Origin of the sequence: Streptomyces sp. Tu 3180, from assembly GCF_009852415.1 — a bacterium.
GTDB lineage: Bacteria > Actinomycetota > Actinomycetes > Streptomycetales > Streptomycetaceae > Streptomyces.
Genome location: NZ_WOXS01000002.1, coordinates 6,113,137 through 6,128,119, shown reverse-complemented (window position 1 = coordinate 6,128,119; position 14,983 = coordinate 6,113,137). Strand labels below are relative to the sequence as shown.

The 14,983-nt window shown below is 71.4% G+C and carries 13 protein-coding genes; 5 read left to right on the top strand and 8 right to left on the bottom strand.

The window, feature by feature from the left end:
* The first annotated feature begins 64 nt into the window (after positions 1–64).
* The gene (locus GL259_RS28435) at positions 65–679 is read left to right on the top strand and encodes a hypothetical protein (RefSeq protein ID WP_159536143.1); all 615 of its coding nucleotides are present in this window, start codon (positions 65–67) and stop codon (positions 677–679) included.
* A 211-nt stretch (positions 680–890) separates the two neighbouring features.
* Here GL259_RS28435 and GL259_RS28430 read toward each other — a convergent pair whose 3' ends face one another.
* From GL259_RS28430 to GL259_RS28420, 3 genes are all read right to left on the bottom strand, one after another.
* Positions 891–1,520 carry a hypothetical protein gene (locus tag GL259_RS28430; protein WP_159536142.1) on the bottom strand — a complete coding sequence of 210 codons (630 nt, stop codon included), beginning with the start codon at positions 1,518–1,520 and terminating at the stop codon, positions 891–893.
* A gap of 68 nt (positions 1,521–1,588) precedes the next feature.
* Positions 1,589–2,290, bottom strand: a complete 702-nt coding sequence (locus GL259_RS28425; RefSeq protein ID WP_159536141.1) for a ribonuclease HII — start codon at positions 2,288–2,290, stop codon at positions 1,589–1,591.
* Positions 2,291–2,371: 81 nt separating this feature from the next.
* Positions 2,372–2,995 carry a TetR/AcrR family transcriptional regulator gene (locus GL259_RS28420; RefSeq protein ID WP_159536140.1) on the bottom strand — a complete coding sequence of 208 codons (624 nt, stop codon included), beginning with the start codon at positions 2,993–2,995 and terminating at the stop codon, positions 2,372–2,374.
* Between the two features lie 185 nt (positions 2,996–3,180).
* Here GL259_RS28420 and GL259_RS28415 point away from each other — a divergent pair, with 185 nt between their 5' ends.
* Entirely contained in the window at positions 3,181–4,728 is a 1,548-nt protein-coding gene (locus GL259_RS28415; RefSeq protein ID WP_159536139.1) for an MFS transporter, read from the top strand.
* Between the two features lie 421 nt (positions 4,729–5,149).
* Here GL259_RS28415 and GL259_RS28410 read toward each other — a convergent pair whose 3' ends face one another.
* The 3 genes from GL259_RS28410 to GL259_RS28400 all read right to left on the bottom strand — a co-directional run bounded on the left by GL259_RS28410 (position 5,150) and on the right by GL259_RS28400 (position 7,454).
* Positions 5,150–6,058: an ADP-ribosylglycohydrolase family protein gene (locus tag GL259_RS28410; RefSeq protein ID WP_159536138.1), complete on the bottom strand. Its 909-nt coding sequence runs from the start codon at positions 6,056–6,058 to the stop codon at positions 5,150–5,152.
* Positions 6,059–6,070: 12 nt separating this feature from the next.
* Complete coding sequence (locus GL259_RS28405; RefSeq protein ID WP_159536137.1) at positions 6,071–6,730, bottom strand: histidine phosphatase family protein; 660 nt, start codon at positions 6,728–6,730, stop codon at positions 6,071–6,073.
* A gap of 118 nt (positions 6,731–6,848) precedes the next feature.
* A complete protein-coding gene (locus GL259_RS28400) occupies positions 6,849–7,454 on the bottom strand; it encodes a YdbC family protein (protein WP_159536136.1) in 606 nt (201 codons plus the stop codon).
* Between the two features lie 156 nt (positions 7,455–7,610).
* On the opposite strand from GL259_RS28400, the gene GL259_RS28395 reads away from it, so the two are divergent.
* Positions 7,611–8,144: a TerD family protein gene (locus GL259_RS28395; protein ID WP_159536135.1), complete on the top strand. Its 534-nt coding sequence runs from the start codon at positions 7,611–7,613 to the stop codon at positions 8,142–8,144.
* Positions 8,145–8,271: 127 nt separating this feature from the next.
* The gene (locus GL259_RS28390; protein ID WP_159536134.1) at positions 8,272–9,780 is read left to right on the top strand and encodes a hypothetical protein; all 1,509 of its coding nucleotides are present in this window, start codon (positions 8,272–8,274) and stop codon (positions 9,778–9,780) included.
* Positions 9,781–9,871: 91 nt separating this feature from the next.
* On the opposite strand, the gene GL259_RS28385 is transcribed toward GL259_RS28390, so the two are convergent.
* Complete coding sequence (locus tag GL259_RS28385; protein ID WP_159536133.1) at positions 9,872–12,772, bottom strand: vitamin B12-dependent ribonucleotide reductase; 2,901 nt, start codon at positions 12,770–12,772, stop codon at positions 9,872–9,874.
* 164 nt (positions 12,773–12,936) lie between these two features.
* Entirely contained in the window at positions 12,937–13,494 is a 558-nt protein-coding gene (gene nrdR, locus GL259_RS28380) for a transcriptional regulator NrdR (protein WP_159536132.1), read from the bottom strand.
* 579 nt (positions 13,495–14,073) lie between these two features.
* Here nrdR and lexA point away from each other — a divergent pair.
* On the top strand, positions 14,074–14,853 hold the full coding sequence (lexA, locus tag GL259_RS28375) for a transcriptional repressor LexA (RefSeq protein WP_159536131.1): 780 nt from the start codon (positions 14,074–14,076) through the stop codon (positions 14,851–14,853).
* The last annotated feature ends 130 nt before the right edge of the window (positions 14,854–14,983 follow it).

Sequence of the window (14,983 nt, the reverse complement as noted above, 5' to 3'; positions counted from 1 at the left end):
GTTGCGTGCGCGCTCCCCCGAATCCGACCCCGCCCGCAGTGTGGGCGTAGCCGAAGGGAGGACCGTGACCTTCGGACTCGCTCCGTCCTCGGCGGCATCACTGTCGACGCCCGCCGCTTCCGCCAACCGTGTGCTCGAACCTGCGGAGTGGGCCGCCGCGGGAATTCCGCTGCTGCGCAACCCGCGCGAGGTCGTCAGCGGACTGCACGTCCGGCATCGCCCCGGGCCGGCGACCGCGGTCGTCGCCGTGCTCGACCCGGACGAGCGGCTGCGGGCGAGCGCTTCGTTCACCCGCCGCTCCGCCCCCGCGGACGGCTGGATGTTCCGCAACGCGCTGCTGGCCCAGTTGCGCCGGGTCATCCCGCACGACCTGCGGCGCCGCACCCCGGTGCGCACGGCCGTACTGCTCTACTGCCGTGACGGCGACGCACGTTGGACCGAGGAGGACGGCGCGTGGATGTGGGGGCTGCGGGACGCCTGCACCCTGCACGGGCTGCGCTGCGGGGCGTACATCACGCTGACCCGTGACGGCTGGCAGGTGCTCGGTGAGGACCGTGGCGGGCGTCACCCCAGCGCCGGCTCGGCACCGGAGCCGTTCTCCACGTCCGAGGCACCGCCCCGGATACCGCGCACCGGCGGCGCCGCGTCGGAGGTCCTGCGCCGCGCGGCGGCGCGCTGACACCGCGCACGGACCGCTCGGCGTCTCCGGCCCGCTCCCCGGGGCGGGTCGGACGGCGGGACGGCACAGCGCGCCCGCACGACGCCGGACTCGGCCCGGCGCAGCACGAACCGCCCGCGCACCGGCCCGGCCGGTCCCCCGGGCACGCCGAGTCCCCGGGCGCGGCGCTCGCGTCATCCCCCGGCGTCCGTTCCGACGCCGGGGTGCCGGCTCAGACGCCCGCGCCCAGCACCGAGTTGATCCGCTGCGGGTCGCCGCAGACGATCAGCAGGGCGCCGGCCTTGGCGTGGGCCGCCGACAGGGCGGAGGCGGCCACGGACTGGGAGCCGCCGTTGACGGCGACCACCACGACGGGCCGCGCACCGGCACGCTCCGCGACGCCGGCGTCCGTGTAGAAGACGTCGTCACCGGCGTCGTGCTGGGCCCAGTAGGAGGCCTCGCCGAAGGACAGTTCGTGGGTGGCCCACGGGTGCGGCTCGCCGGTGGTGATCACCAGCACGTCGCCGGGGGCACGGCCCGAGTCCAGCAGCAGGTCCACGGCCTCCTCGGCGGCGTCGAGCGCCCCCTGGACCGAGGCCGGGATCAACTGGATCTGCGGGGTGGCTCCGGCGGGCGCGGCCGGACCCGAAGGGCCGGGCTTGGCCGGAGCGGCCGCGTCACGCGGCGCACGTTGCGCCGGCGGCGCGGGCCGCGGCGGGCCGGGGCGACCGGGGCGCGACGGAGCCGCGGGGCGGGGACCGGGTACGGGGCGGGGGGTCGGCGCGGTGCGGCCACTGGCCGGAGTGGCGCGGGGACCCTGGGCACTCTCGTGAATCTGAGGCTCCTCGGGAATGAGAGGCATGAGCTGATTTTTATCAAACGTTGGTACGGCTCGCGCCGCCGGGTGGCACATGAGTGCGAGCGGAACCGTCAGAAATCGAAGCCGAGCTGACCCTCGATCCCCGGAACACTTCCGTCCGCCCAGCTGCGGACCTTCTTGAGGTGCCGCCACTGGGGCAGCGCATCAAGATACGCCCACGACAACCGGTGGTGCGGGGTGGGTCCCCGGACCTCCAGTGCGGCCTTGTGCACGGGCGACGGATACCCGGCGTTGTCCGCGAAACCGAAGTCTGCATGGTCGACGCCCAGTTCGGCCATCATTTTGTCGCGCTGGACCTTGGCGATCACCGAGGCCGCCGCGACCGCCACGCACGACCGGTCGCCCTTGATCACCGTACGGACCTTCCAGGGCGCGCCGAGGTAGTCGTGCTTGCCGTCGAGTATCACCGCGTCGGGCCGGACCGGCAGCGCTTCCAGCGCCCGCACCGCCGCCAACCGCAGCGCGGCCGTCATCCCCAGGTCGTCGATCTCCTCCGGAGACGCGTGCCCGAGCGCGTACGACGTCACCCAACTCCGCAGCGTCCCGGCGAGCTCGGCGCGCCGCTTGACGGTGAGGAGCTTGGAGTCGGTGAGCCCTTCGGGGGGCCGGCGCAGTCCGGTGACCGCCGCGCAGACGGTGACGGGGCCGGCCCACGCGCCGCGCCCCACCTCGTCGACACCTGCAACGATCTTCGCCCCGGTCGTGGCGCGGAGGGAGCGCTCGACGGTGTGAGTGGGTGGTTCGTACGGCATGGCGCCCTCAGGGTACGCCGCCCTCGACGGCCCGCGACACCCCGGCTCCCCGAGCGGCGTCATCTCCCCGGCGGGATCCGGTCAGGAGCCGTCCGGCCGCAGCAGCGGAACCATCAACCGGTCGATCATCTCCTCCAGGTCGGCATCCGCCCATTCGCTTGCGCACATCTTGGACCGGTACATCATCATCGCGGGGATGGCGTCGAAGACATATCCGTTCGCGGCCTCGGGACGCACCTCTCCCCGCTCGATTCCGCGCTCGATCACCTCGCGCAGCATCTGGATGGTCGGTTCCACGACCCCCTCGACGATCACGGCGTGGAAGGGTTCGGCCTGCACGGTGTCGCACTCGTGAATCACCGAACGCAGGGCGGCTCCCGGCCGGGAGAACATCGCGTCGCGCGCCCGCCGGCACAGCGCCAGGAGGTCCTCGCGCACGCTCCCCAGGTCGGGCGCCTCACCGAAACGCGGCAGCTCGGACTTCAGGGCGTCCGCGACCAGGTCCTCCTTGGACGGCCAGCGGCGGTAGACGGCGGCCTTCCCGGTCTGGGCGCCCGCGGCGACGCCCTCCATCGTCAGACCGCTCCAGCCGACCGTGCTGAGCTGCTCCAGCGCGGCATCGAGGATCGCGCGTTCCAGTACGGCGCCGCGCCGGCGGGAGGCGACCGTCTGAGCGTGGGCAGCCGCCCAGCTCGAAGTAACCATCTGACTCTCTCCAACGAGCAGAGGAAGCGGACATTCCGGGGATGGGCACACGCCGCGCGGCACCTACGGGGGACATGCCGAGCGACGACACATTTAGTGGACGCTTGCGTTCACTGTCGGGGACTCATACCGTTGACGCAACAGTGAACGCGAGCGTTCACTGACGCACTCGTGGGGGACCCATAGTGACAACCTCTCCGTTGATCCAAGACCGGAAGCCCGGTGCGGCCCGCCGGGAAGGACATCCCGGCATCGCGCTCGCCGTCATCGCGGCCTGCCAACTCATGGTGGTACTCGACGCGACGATTGTGAACATCGCGCTGCCGCACATTCAAAACGCTCTCGAGTTCAGCACCACCGACCTCACCTGGGTGGTCAGCGCCTACACCCTGACCTTCGGCGGCCTGCTGCTCCTCGGCGGCCGGGCCGGTGACATACTCGGCCGCCGCCGCGTCTTCATGACCGGCATCCTGCTGTTCACCCTCGCCTCGCTGCTCGGCGGATTCGCCCAGGAACCATGGCAGTTGCTGGCGGCGCGCGTCCTGCAGGGTGTGGGCGGTGCGATCGCGTCGCCCACCTCGCTGGCGCTCATCACCACCACGTTCCCGGAGGGCCCCGAGCGCAACCGGGCCTTCGGTGTCTTCGCCGCGGTCTCCGCGGGCGGCGGCGCCATCGGTCTGCTCGCGGGCGGCATGCTCACCGAGTGGCTCGACTGGCGGTGGGTGCTCTTCGTCAACGTGCCGATCGGTGTACTGATCGCCGTGCTCGCACCGCTGTACATCAACGAGTCCGAGCGGCACACCGGTCGCTTCGACATCGCGGGCGCGGTGACCTCGACGGCCGGTATGGCGTCCCTCGTCTACGGCTTCATCCGCGCGGCGGACGAGGGCTGGCGGGACGGTGTGACCATCGGCTCGTTCGCGGCCGCCGTGGTGCTGCTGGTGGCCTTCGCGCTGATCGAGTCCCGGGCCAAGGAGCCGATCACCCCACTGCGGATGTTCGCCGACCGCAACCGCTCGGGCACGTATGTGATCATGCTCAGCCTGGCCGCGGCGATGTTCGGCATGTTCTTCTACATCGTTCTCTTCGTGCAGAACGTGCTCGGATACAGCCCGATCGAGGCCGGTCTCGCCTTCCTGCCGGTGACGGTCGTGATCGCGCTCGGAGCGGGTCTGTCGCAGCGGTTCCTGCCCGTCTTCGGGCCCAAGCCGTTCATGCTCGTCGGCTCGGCGCTCGCCGCGACCGGACTGGCCTGGCAGGCGCTGATCAGTTCCGACAGCTCCTACGTCGGCGGCGTCCTCGGCCCGATGCTGATCTTCGGCTTCGGCATGGGCCTGAACTTCGTGACGCTGACGCTGACCGCGGTCTCCGGCGTGGCCCCGCACGAGGCCGGCGCGGCGTCCGGGCTGCTCAACGCGACCCAGCAGGTGGGCGGGTCGGTGGGACTGGCCCTCCTGACGACGGTGTTCGGCACGGCCAGCAGGGAGGAGGCGGAGAAGCAGGTCCCGGCCTTCCTCGCCGAGGCGACGCCGGAGCAGAAGGCCGAGTTCGCGCAGACGCAGCAACTGCCCGCGCCCTGGGGGCACGAGGTGCTCGCGCAGGGCATCTCGACGGCCTTCGTCCCGGCCGCGGCGATGGCCGTGCTGGCCCTGGTCGTCGCGGGGCTGGTGATCCGGGTCCGCAAGAGCGACCTGGAGGCGCTCTCCGGCTCGGTCGGTCCGGGCATCGGCTGACGGGGGAACGCCGCGGGTCCGGCCCGGCAGCTCACCGACGGAGGTCACGGGGACCGGTCGGAGAGCGCCGGGTCGCCCCGCGCCCGGCCGGTGACGGGCGAACCCCCACCGGCGCCCGGAGGGCCGGTACCGCCGGCCGGACACACCGGCGGGGGCACCGGACCGCGCCCCCGCGGCCCTCAGGGCGAACAGCACTTTCACGATCACCCCCGACGGCACTCATCGACGACGCTCTCCACCCCGCCTGCACGTGCCGGAACCCATGGCTCGCACAGCGGATGTTCCGACAACGCGCGGCCGTCACGGAGGGTTCCCGCCGCGCACGGAGAGTTCCCGACGCCGTAACTCGTCCCGGTCACTCCCGGAACTCACCGGCACCGTCCGGACGGTCCGCGCCCGGGCCGATCCGGCAAGCAGGCCCTCAGACCGAGGTCGGCGTCCAGTCCGGCAGCGGCTCGACCCGGTCGGCCCACTCGGCGGGCGGTGCCCCCGCCTTCCCGGCGGCGACCACCCCGCCCACGATGGCGCAGGTCGTGTCGACGTCCCCGCCCACCTGCGCGGTCGTCCAGAAGGCCCGCTCGTAGTCGCCCAGTGCCCGGGCGGCCGACCAGAGGGCGAACGGCACGGTGTCATGGGCCGTCGTGCGCCGTCCGCAGCCCAGCACGGCGGCGACGGTGGCCGCGTCGCCGTAGTCGAGCATGTCGCGGGCCCGGCGCAGCCCGGCGCCGACCGCGCTCCTCATGGGCACCAGCGCGATGACCCCGTCGAGGAGGGCTTCCGCTCCGGGTGGCCCGCCGGGGGCCGCGGCCAGCGCGGCTGCCGCGGCGACGGCCATGGCACCGACCACGGCCTCGCGGTGCTGGTGGGTGGGGTAGGCAGAGATCTCCGCCTGGTGAGTGGCCTGCTCCGGGTCGTCCGCGTACCAGGCGCCCAACGGCGCGATCCGCATCGCGGCGCCGTTGCCCCAGGAACCCTGTCCGTTGAAGAGCGCGGCGGCGAGCTCACGCCAGTCGCCCCCCTCACGGACCAGCCGCAGCAGCCGGCCGACCGCGGGGCCGTAGCCCCGGTCGAAGTCCTGGTGCTCGGCGAGGGACCGCGCGAGGGCGTCCTGGTCGATCCGGTGGTGCGCGGCCAGGACGGCCACGACGGAACAGGCCGTCTCGGTGTCGTCGGTCCACTGCCAGGGCCCGTGGGGCAGCTCGCGGCGCTTGAGCAGCGGATAGTTCACCGGAACGAAGAACTGCGAGCCGAGCGCGTCCCCCACCGACAGTCCGCGCAGGCTGGCCAGGGCGCGGTCCAGGCGCCCGGCGGAAGAGGAATCAGCGGTCATCGCACTGCCACTCTATCCGGTGATCCCGTACGGCTCCGGATCTCGCCAGCGCTCGAAGGGCCGGTCGAGGGTGTACTTGCCGTTCTCCCCCAGGACGAGCATCCGCATCTCGGCGTTCCCCGGGTTCGACAGCGACTCGAACTCCGCCACGGTCCAGTGGAACCACCGCATGCAGAACAGCCGCATGGCCAGACCGTGGGTGACGATGAGGACGTTCGGCGGATGGTCGGGGGCCTCGAAGCTGCGGAACAGGCTCTCCAGGAACCCGCCGACCCGGTCGTAGACGTCGGCTCCGGACTCACCCTGGGCGAAGCGGTAGAAGAAGTGCCCGTAGGCGTCCCGGTAGGCCTTCTGCAGACGCACGTCGTCGCGGTCCTGCCAGTTGCCCCAGTCCTGTTCGCGCAGCCGCGGTTCCTCGCGCACGCGTATGAGATCCGGGTCGAGGCCGAAGGCGCTCAGCGTCTGGTGCGTCCGGCGGTACGGGGAGACGTAGACGCTGACGCGTTCCCGGCCGAACAGTTCCCGCAGCCGCCTTCCCGTCTCCTCCGCCTGCCGCCGGCCCCGCTCGGTCAGGGCCAGGGCGTGATCGGGTTCGCGTTCATAGACGGAGTCATCAACATTGCCCGTTGATTCGCCGTGCCGGACAAGGACGATGCGCCGTGGTCGTGCCATGCCGAAACCCTAGATCGGGTGACGCGCCGGCGAGCACTCCCAGGGGCCCCTTACGGCGTAGGTCACACAGGTCCCTCACCAAGGGCCGCACGCGGACGCGTCCTCGCGCATCCGGGGATCAGACCGTCCAGGCCGGTTCCATGTCCACGACGTCCCCCGTGAGGGCCACGACGTCGGCCTCCGTCTGCGCCCGCAGGGCGAGGCGTTCCACCCTCTCGGTGCGGTACTTGCCGTGCTCGGCCGCGGACCGCCACATCGACAGCACCAGGAACTCGTTTCCGGGCGCCTCGCCGAACAGCCCGCGGACCATCCCGGGCGAGCCGGCCATCGCCGGGTTCCAGACCTTCTCCTGCATCAGCACGAAGTGTTCCGCCCGCTCCTCGTGGACCCGGCACAGCGCCGCTCTGAGCAGGTCGGCGTCCGTGAAGCGCGGTTCGAAGCCGGTCTTCACGTCGAAGCGGTGGTCGAAGAGCCTGACCTGAGCGCCCTTGAAGGTGCCCGACTGGGCCGAGGCGAGCCGGTCGTGGGAGCGCGCCATGAAGGAGTCGTAGAAGGCGCGGCTCTCCCAGAAGGAGAAGATGTGCGCCACGTCCGGCCGCCCACGGCTCCAGCCCCCGCCCTGTCCGCGAAACCCCGGCTCCCCCAGAAGCCCCGCCCACTTCCGCTGCCCCCGCTCGAACCCGCGGCGGTCCACCACGGTGCAGCGAATCCACTTGACCAGCACCGCGCCATCGTAAGGCCAGGGAGCGTGGCGCCGGTCACCCTCGGGTGGACCGCTTCCCCGCACGTGCCACCGCGCGCGTGGCAGGATGGACAACCCGCCGGGACAGCCCGGCGGTTGGGGTGAGCGGCAGGACGGTCACGGGGAAGGGGAAAACTGGTGAACGGCCTCAACAAGGGCATCCGCAAGGTCGAGATCGCGCTGAGGTGGGACCCGAGTCCTTCGGGGGAGCCGTCGACCGACCTGGATCTCGTCGCCGCGCCCTATCCGGCGAGCGACCCGCACGGCGATCCCGCCTACGTGGTGCACTTCGACAGCCGCTCCCCCGACGGCACCATCACGCTCAACCGGGACAGCAAGGACGGCAGGGGCTTCGGCTTCGACGAGGTCATGACGCTGGAGCTGGACCGCCTCGACGGGCGGTACGCGCGCGTGGTGGTCGGCGTCGTCATACAGCAGCACCGGGCGCGGCGCACGTTCTCCGGTGTGGGCAACCCCGGTCTGCGCATCCGCGAGGGGTACACCGTCCTGGCCGAGGACGACTTCGGCGGTGTCCTGGGCGCCACGGCGGCGACGGTCGCGGAGTTCGTCCGGGACGGCTCCGGGACCTGGGACTTCCACCCCGGCGTCCAGGGCTTCGAGGGCGACCCGGCGACCTTCGCCCGCGCGATGGGGGCGGCGCGCCGGCCGTGACCCGGCGGCCGGTGCCCGGGCTGGTTCCCGCACGCCGTACTCACCGGCGGCACGGCTTGCCCGGTCCCGGCCCCGCCTGCGAAGATCACCGCATGAACGAGCGAGAGGACATCCGGGTCCCCGCCCGGTGAGCCGCCCACAGCCATGGGACCTGGGCGGGACCTTCGGCGGCCGGCCCTCCCTCCACGGCCACGCCCTGGCGGCCGAGCGTCAGCACCCGGGGCGGCCACGAGACCGGCTTCCCCGGAAGCAGCCCCGGCCGAGCCGCCGCGCCAACCTCTCGGAGGACGCTGCCGCGCGGATCGTCGCCACCGTCACCCGTCTGGTCCGTTCCGGTCCCGATCGCCCGGTGGCGTCCGTCCTGGACAGACAGCTCCGGCGCATCGTGTGGCGGGACCACGAGCGAGCCCTCGAGGCGGCTCTTCGCGAGCGGTCCCTTCCCCCCGGCCACGTGCGCGGGCTGGGCCGGTGGTTCGCGACGCACGGTGAGCACCCCAACGCCGTCCGGTTCGGCATCCTGCTGCTGGGCATGGCCGGGACCGACGACGACGGCGACATCCTGAAGACGCTGGGCGCCTTTGGGGCGTTCTCGGCCGAGGCCTGTGAAGCCCTGGTGCGCTCCCGGGCCGACCCGTGCCGGATCCTGTTCGAACTGGCCCGGCAGGCGGAGGGGTGGGCTCGCGTCGACGCCGTCCGCCGGCTCGAGGGAGCGTCCGATCCCGATGTCCGGGAGTGGTTGGTCCGCGAGTCGTGCACGGGCGACGTGCTGGACGGCTACTTCGCGCTGACCGCCGCGAGAGCCGGCGATCTCGCCGGTGTCCTGGCCCGCGAGACCTTGGACGAGGAAACCCTGGACGGCGCCGGAAGACTCCTCCAGGCGCTCACCGACGTCGACGGACCGGGGCCGGCGCTGACGTCGTACGACGGCGCGGTACGCGCGCTGAACGGCTACCTGTCCCACTCCGCGGCACGAGGCGTCACCCTGCGGAGGCTCTGGAGCCTCTTGACGATCGACCGGTTCCTGAACGGGACGCACGCGGACGCATGGTGCCCGGGGAACGACGAGTGGCGGCGCGTCCGGAACCGGTTCGCGGAGGCGGTCGCCGATCCGGCGGCGCGGGACCTCGTACTCGCCGGCCTCACCGATGAGGAGCCGGACACGCGTCGTCTCGCGGCGTGGGCGGCACGACCGATGAACGTCCCGGCCCGCCCGGCCCTGCTGCGAGGGGTGGAGTCGGACCCTCACGACAGCACCCTCTGGTTCCTGCTCGTCGACGACTGTCCGAGCGAGGACATCCAGGCGGTCGTCGAGGCGGCGGCACGCCTCCTGCCCCTGCGGGAACTGCGGACCGGCCCGACGGCCGAGCCGGGTCTGGGGGCGGAGTACGCGCTCGACGGGATCCTCGACGTGATCGTGAGCCGGCTGGACGACCATCCCGGCCACGGCTGGGAACTGCTGGAAACCGCCCTCGGCAACCGCACGAGCAGGAATCGCCGCATGGCGCTCCGGGCCCTCAGGGGCTGGCCGGCCGAGTCCGTTCCCCCCGCGGCTCGCGGGATCCTCCTCGCCGCCGCGGCGAGGGAGCCCGTCCCCGAACTCAGGTCGGAGATGGAGCAAGAGGCCCGACGGCTGTGAGAGTGCCGTGGGGCGCGCCGTGGGGCGGGGAAACCTCGTCGCGGTCTCCCCGCCCCACCGCCCGGTCAGCGCCCCTTCGGCGCGTCCGGGATCAGCTGCAACCGCTGGTCGAGCCGCAGCCCTCGCAGATGTAGCAGGAGCCGGCCCGCTGCATCTTCGTGCCGCAGGAGAAGCACAGCGGGGCGTCGGCCTGGATGCCCAGCTGCATCTCGACCAGCTCGGCGCTGGTGTGGGCCTGCTTCGGGGCGGGCTTGGCCACCTCGGCCTCGGCCTTCGGCGTGGCGACCGCCTTCAGCTCCTGGGCGCGCGGCGCCGACTGGGCCAGACCCTCGACGTCGACCTCGTCGTCGTCGATGGCTTGCTCGTACGAACCGGTCTCCAGGTGGCGCTGGCGCTCCTCGGCGGAGTGGATGCCGAGCGCGGAGCGCGTCTCGAAGGGCAGGAAGTCCAGCGCCAGGCGGCGGAAGATGTAGTCGACGATCGACTGCGCCATCCGCACGTCCGGGTCGTCCGTCATGCCGGCCGGCTCGAAGCGCATGTTGGTGAACTTCGAGACGTACGTCTCCAGCGGCACGCCGTACTGGAGGCCCACCGAGACGGCGATGGAGAAGGCGTCCATCATGCCCGCGAGCGTCGAACCCTGCTTGGACATCTTCAGGAAGACCTCGCCGAGACCGTCGTCCGGGTAGGAGTTGGCGGTCATGTAGCCCTCGGCGCCGCCGACCGTGAAGGAGGTGGTGATGCCGGGACGGCCCTTCGGGAGGCGCTTGCGGACCGGGCGGTACTCGACCACCTTCTCGACCGCGGCCCGGATCGTCTCCTCGGCCTTCTCGGTGACCTCGGCCTTCTCCTTCTCCTTGGTCTTCGCGGAGAGCGGCTGGCCGACCTTGCAGTTGTCGCGGTAGATGGCGAGCGCCTTGACGCCCAGCTTCCAGGCCTCGAAGTAGATCTCCTCGACCTCCTCGACGGTCGCCGTCTCCGGCATGTTGACCGTCTTGGAGATGGCGCCGGAGATCCAGGGCTGGATCGCGGCCATCATGCGGACGTGGCCCATCGGGGAGATGGCGCGCTCGCCCATGGCGCAGTCGAACACCTCGTAGTGCTCCTGCTTGAGACCGGGGGCGTCGATCACATTGCCGTGCTCGGCGATGTGGGCGACGATCGCCTCGATCTGCTCCTCCTGGTAGCCCAGGCGGCGCAGGGCCTGCGGGACGGTGCCGTTGACGATCTGCATCGAGCCGCCGCCGACCAGCTTCTTGAACTTGACCAGGGCGAGGTCGGGCTCGACACCGGTGGTGTCGCAGGACATCGCCAGGCCGATGGTGCCGGTCGGGGCGAGCACGGACGCCTGGGAGTTGCGGAAGCCGTTCTTCTCGCCGAGGCGCAGCACGTCCTGCCACGCCTCGGTGGCGGCGGCCCACACCGGGGTGTCCAGGTCGTCCATGCGCACGGCGGTGCCGTTGGCGTCGGCGTGCTGCTTCATGACGCGCTGGTGCGCGTCGGCGTTGCGGGCGTAGCCGTCGTACGGGCCGACGATCGCGGCGAGCTCGGCGGAGCGCCGGTACGCCGTGCCGGTCATCAGGGAGGTGATCGCGCCGGCGAGGGCGCGGCCGCCGTCGGAGTCGTAGGCGTGGCCGGTCGCCATCAGCAGGGCGCCGAGGTTGGCGTAGCCGATGCCGAGCTGACGGAACGCGCGGGTGTTCTCGCCGATCTTCTGGGTCGGGAAGTCCGCGAAGCAGATCGAGATGTCCATCGCGGTGATGACCAGCTCGACGACCTTCTGGAAGCGCTCGGTCTCGAAGGACTGGTTGCCCTGTCCGTCGTCCTTGAGGAACTTCATCAGGTTCAGCGAGGCCAGGTTGCAGGACGTGTTGTCCAGGTGCATGTACTCGCTGCACGGGTTCGACGCGGTGATCCGGCCGGACTCGGGGCAGGTGTGCCAGTTGTTGATGACGCCGTCGTACTGGATGCCCGGGTCGGCGCAGGCCCAGGCGGCTTCGGCGATCTTGCGGAAGAGCGCCTTGGCGTCGACCTCCTCGATGACCTCGCCGGTCATCCGGGCGCGCAGGCCGAACTTGCCGCCCTGCTCGACCGCCCGCATGAACTCGTCGTTGACGCGGACCGAGTTGTTGGCGTTCTGGTACTGGACGGACGTGATGTCGTCACCGCCCAGGTCCATGTCGAAGCCCGCGTCGCGCAGGACGCGGATCTTCTCCTCTTCCTTGACCTTGGTCTCGATGAAGTCCTCGATGTCCGGGTGGTCCACGTCGAGGACGACCATCTTGGCGGCGCGGCGGGTGGCGCCACCGGACTTGATCGTTCCGGCGGAGGCGTCGGCTCCGCGCATGAAGGAGACCGGGCCGGAGGCGTTGCCGCCGGAGGACAGCAGTTCCTTGGAGGAACGGATCCGGGAGAGGTTCAGGCCGGCGCCGGAGCCGCCCTTGAAGATCATGCCCTCTTCCTTGTACCAGTCGAGGATCGACTCCATGGAGTCGTCGACGGACAGGATGAAGCAGGCGGAGACCTGCTGCGGCTGGGGCGTGCCCACGTTGAACCACACGGGGCTGTTGAAGCTGAAGATCTGGTGCAGGAGGGCGTACGCCAGCTCGTGCTCGAAGATCTCGGCGTCGGCGGGCGAGGCGAAGTACTTGTAGTCCTCACCGGCCTTCCGGTACGTCTTCACGATGCGGTCGATCAGCTGCTTGAGGCTGGTCTCGCGCTGCGGGGTGCCCACGGCACCGCGGAAGTACTTGCTGGTGACGATGTTGACCGCGTTCACCGACCAGAAGTCGGGGAACTCGACGCCGCGCTGCTCGAAGTTGACCGAGCCGTCGCGCCAGTTGGTCATGACGACGTCACGGCGCTCCCAGGTCACCTCGTCGTAGGGGTGGACCCCGGGAGTGGTGTGGATGCGCTCCACACGCAGTCCCTTGCCGGCCTTGTTGCTCTTGGCTCGGGGACTCCGTGCCGGACCGCTCGCCGTCTCTGTCATGCCGCCTCCCTGTACGGGCTGAAACGCCCTGAAGTGCCCCGTTGTTTCCGTGGCACGGTGTTCTGTCTGGTGCTGCGGGCACCCACTCGCCTGCCCGCAACAGGTCTTCTCGTCGCCGCCGCCCGGCCGCTCCCCGCACCTGGCGTCCGGGGCCGGCCCGCCGGTCAGCCGGCGGCGGGGGCGGGTTCGGGGACCTGGGCAGTCCCTCCGGACCCGCTGTCGTCCTCGTGGCTCCCCGGGACGGCTCCGCCGCCGCCCCCGTCGTCCGCGGCGGGCCGCTCCGCCCGCCGGAGTTCCGCGATCGCAGCCTCGAAGTCCTCGAGCGAGTCGAACGCCCGGTAGACGGACGCGAACCGCAGGTAGGCGACGAGGTCGAGCTCCTGCAGCGGGCCGAGGATGGCCAGCCCCACGTCATGGGTGGTCAGCTCGGCGCTCCCGGTGGCCCGCACCGCCTCCTCGACGCGCTGGCCCAGCTGGGCGAGCGCGTCCTCGGTGACGGGCCGTCCCTGGCACGCCTTGCGCACACCATTGATGATCTTGGTGCGGCTGAAGGGCTCGGTGACTCCGGACCGCTTGACCACCATGAGCGAGCACGTCTCCACGGTCGTGAATCGACGGGAGCAGTCGGGGCACTGGCGGCGCCTGCGGATCGACGTGCCGTCGTCGGTCGTACGGCTGTCGACGACACGGCTGTCGGGGTGCCTGCAGAAGGGGCAGTGCATGAACTCCCAACCCTCCTCACAGCAGACTCAATGGCCTCGTCGGGCCTCTCGGGCCTCACGAAGCAGCTCCAGCATAGGCGATCTCGGAGGGCCCGAAGACCCGGGGGACCACAACTTCTGGGCCGCTGCCGCAATCCAACCACTAGATGTGGGGATTGGCTCATACATGCACGTCCCGCACGCGTGTCGCGCGCGCCGGGCCCGGCGCGGGGCGCCGGCCACCTCCGCGGTACCCGGAAGCGTCCGTTCGAATCCTCGGATCCGCCGGGCGCGCCGCGCATGGGGAGACGCCGTGCACGGGGAGAGGAGGGGCGGTGCGACTCGCGGAGAAAGCGGGGGCCGCTCCCCGCGCCGCGGGGTACCCGATGGCAGACTGGGCACGCCGGCACGAGGTCGTCGCCTCGGCGGTGAAGACTACAACAGCAGGTCCGTGCGCCCGCCGGGGAGCGTGGTGGCCGATACACCTCGATGAGAGATCGCGCACAGCAATTCGCGATTTTTCACTCGAACGTGTGTTTGGCGCAACCTTTCGAAAGCAACTACCGTTGTGCTGCAGGGAGACCATCGAGAGGGGCCGACGTGACCACCACCGCAGACAGCGCCGCCATCACCGCCCAGGACCGCTCCCAGGGCCGACTCGAGCCGGTGCATGCGATGAACGAAGCCATGAGTCCCGAGGGGCACAAGCGCTCCCTGCCGGGCCGACCTCCGGGCATCCGGGCGGACAGCTCCGGGCTCACCGACCGCCAGCGCCGGGTGATCGAGGTCATCAGGGATTCGGTGCAGCGACGCGGCTATCCGCCGTCGATGCGTGAGATCGGCCAGGCGGTCGGCCTCTCCAGCACGTCTTCCGTGGCACACCAGCTGATGGCGCTGGAGCGCAAGGGCTTCCTGCGCCGTGACCCGCACCGCCCGCGCGCGTACGAGGTGCGCGGCTCCGACCAGGCCGCCCCCGTGCAGCCCGCGGACACCGCCGGCAAGCCGGCCGCGTCCTACGTCCCGCTCGTCGGCCGTATCGCCGCCGGCGGGCCGATCCTCGCCGAGGAGTCCGTCGAGGACGTCTTCCCCCTCCCCCGGCAGCTCGTCGGTGACGGTGAGCTGTTCGTGCTGAAGGTCGTGGGCGACTCCATGATCGAAGCCGCGATCTGTGACGGCGACTGGGTCACGGTCCGCCGCCAGCCCGTCGCCGAGAACGGCGACATCGTGGCGGCGATGCTCGACGGCGAGGCGACCGTCAAGCGCTTCAAGCGCGAGGACGGCCACGTCTGGCTCCTCCCCCACAACGCGGCCTACGAGCCGATCCCCGGCGACGACGCGACCATCCTGGGCAAGGTGGTGGCCGTTCTGCGCCGCGTCTGAACACGGCGCGGGGCCGGCCTCGACCGGCGCCCCGCCCCTTGACCGGGCCCCGGAACCCCTGCGCCGGTTCCGGGGCCCTGTGCTGTCCGGCCCCCGTGGCGGACGCCGATGACGCCCCCGGCCGCACCGG

Excerpts from the sequence above, each read along its gene's own strand:
- GL259_RS28430 (WP_159536142.1), bottom strand. The coding sequence starts at position 1,520 with ATGCCTCTCATTCCCGAGGAGCCTCAGATTCACGAGAGTGCCCAGGGT.
- GL259_RS28425 (WP_159536141.1), bottom strand. The coding sequence starts at position 2,290 with ATGCCGTACGAACCACCCACTCACACCGTCGAGCGCTCCCTCCGCGCC.
- GL259_RS28420 (WP_159536140.1), bottom strand. The coding sequence starts at position 2,995 with ATGGTTACTTCGAGCTGGGCGGCTGCCCACGCTCAGACGGTCGCCTCC.
- GL259_RS28410 (WP_159536138.1), bottom strand. The coding sequence starts at position 6,058 with ATGACCGCTGATTCCTCTTCCGCCGGGCGCCTGGACCGCGCCCTGGCC.
- GL259_RS28405 (WP_159536137.1), bottom strand. The coding sequence starts at position 6,730 with ATGGCACGACCACGGCGCATCGTCCTTGTCCGGCACGGCGAATCAACG.
- GL259_RS28385 (WP_159536133.1), bottom strand. The coding sequence starts at position 12,772 with ATGACAGAGACGGCGAGCGGTCCGGCACGGAGTCCCCGAGCCAAGAGC.
- nrdR (WP_159536132.1), bottom strand. The coding sequence starts at position 13,494 with ATGCACTGCCCCTTCTGCAGGCACCCCGACAGCCGTGTCGTCGACAGC.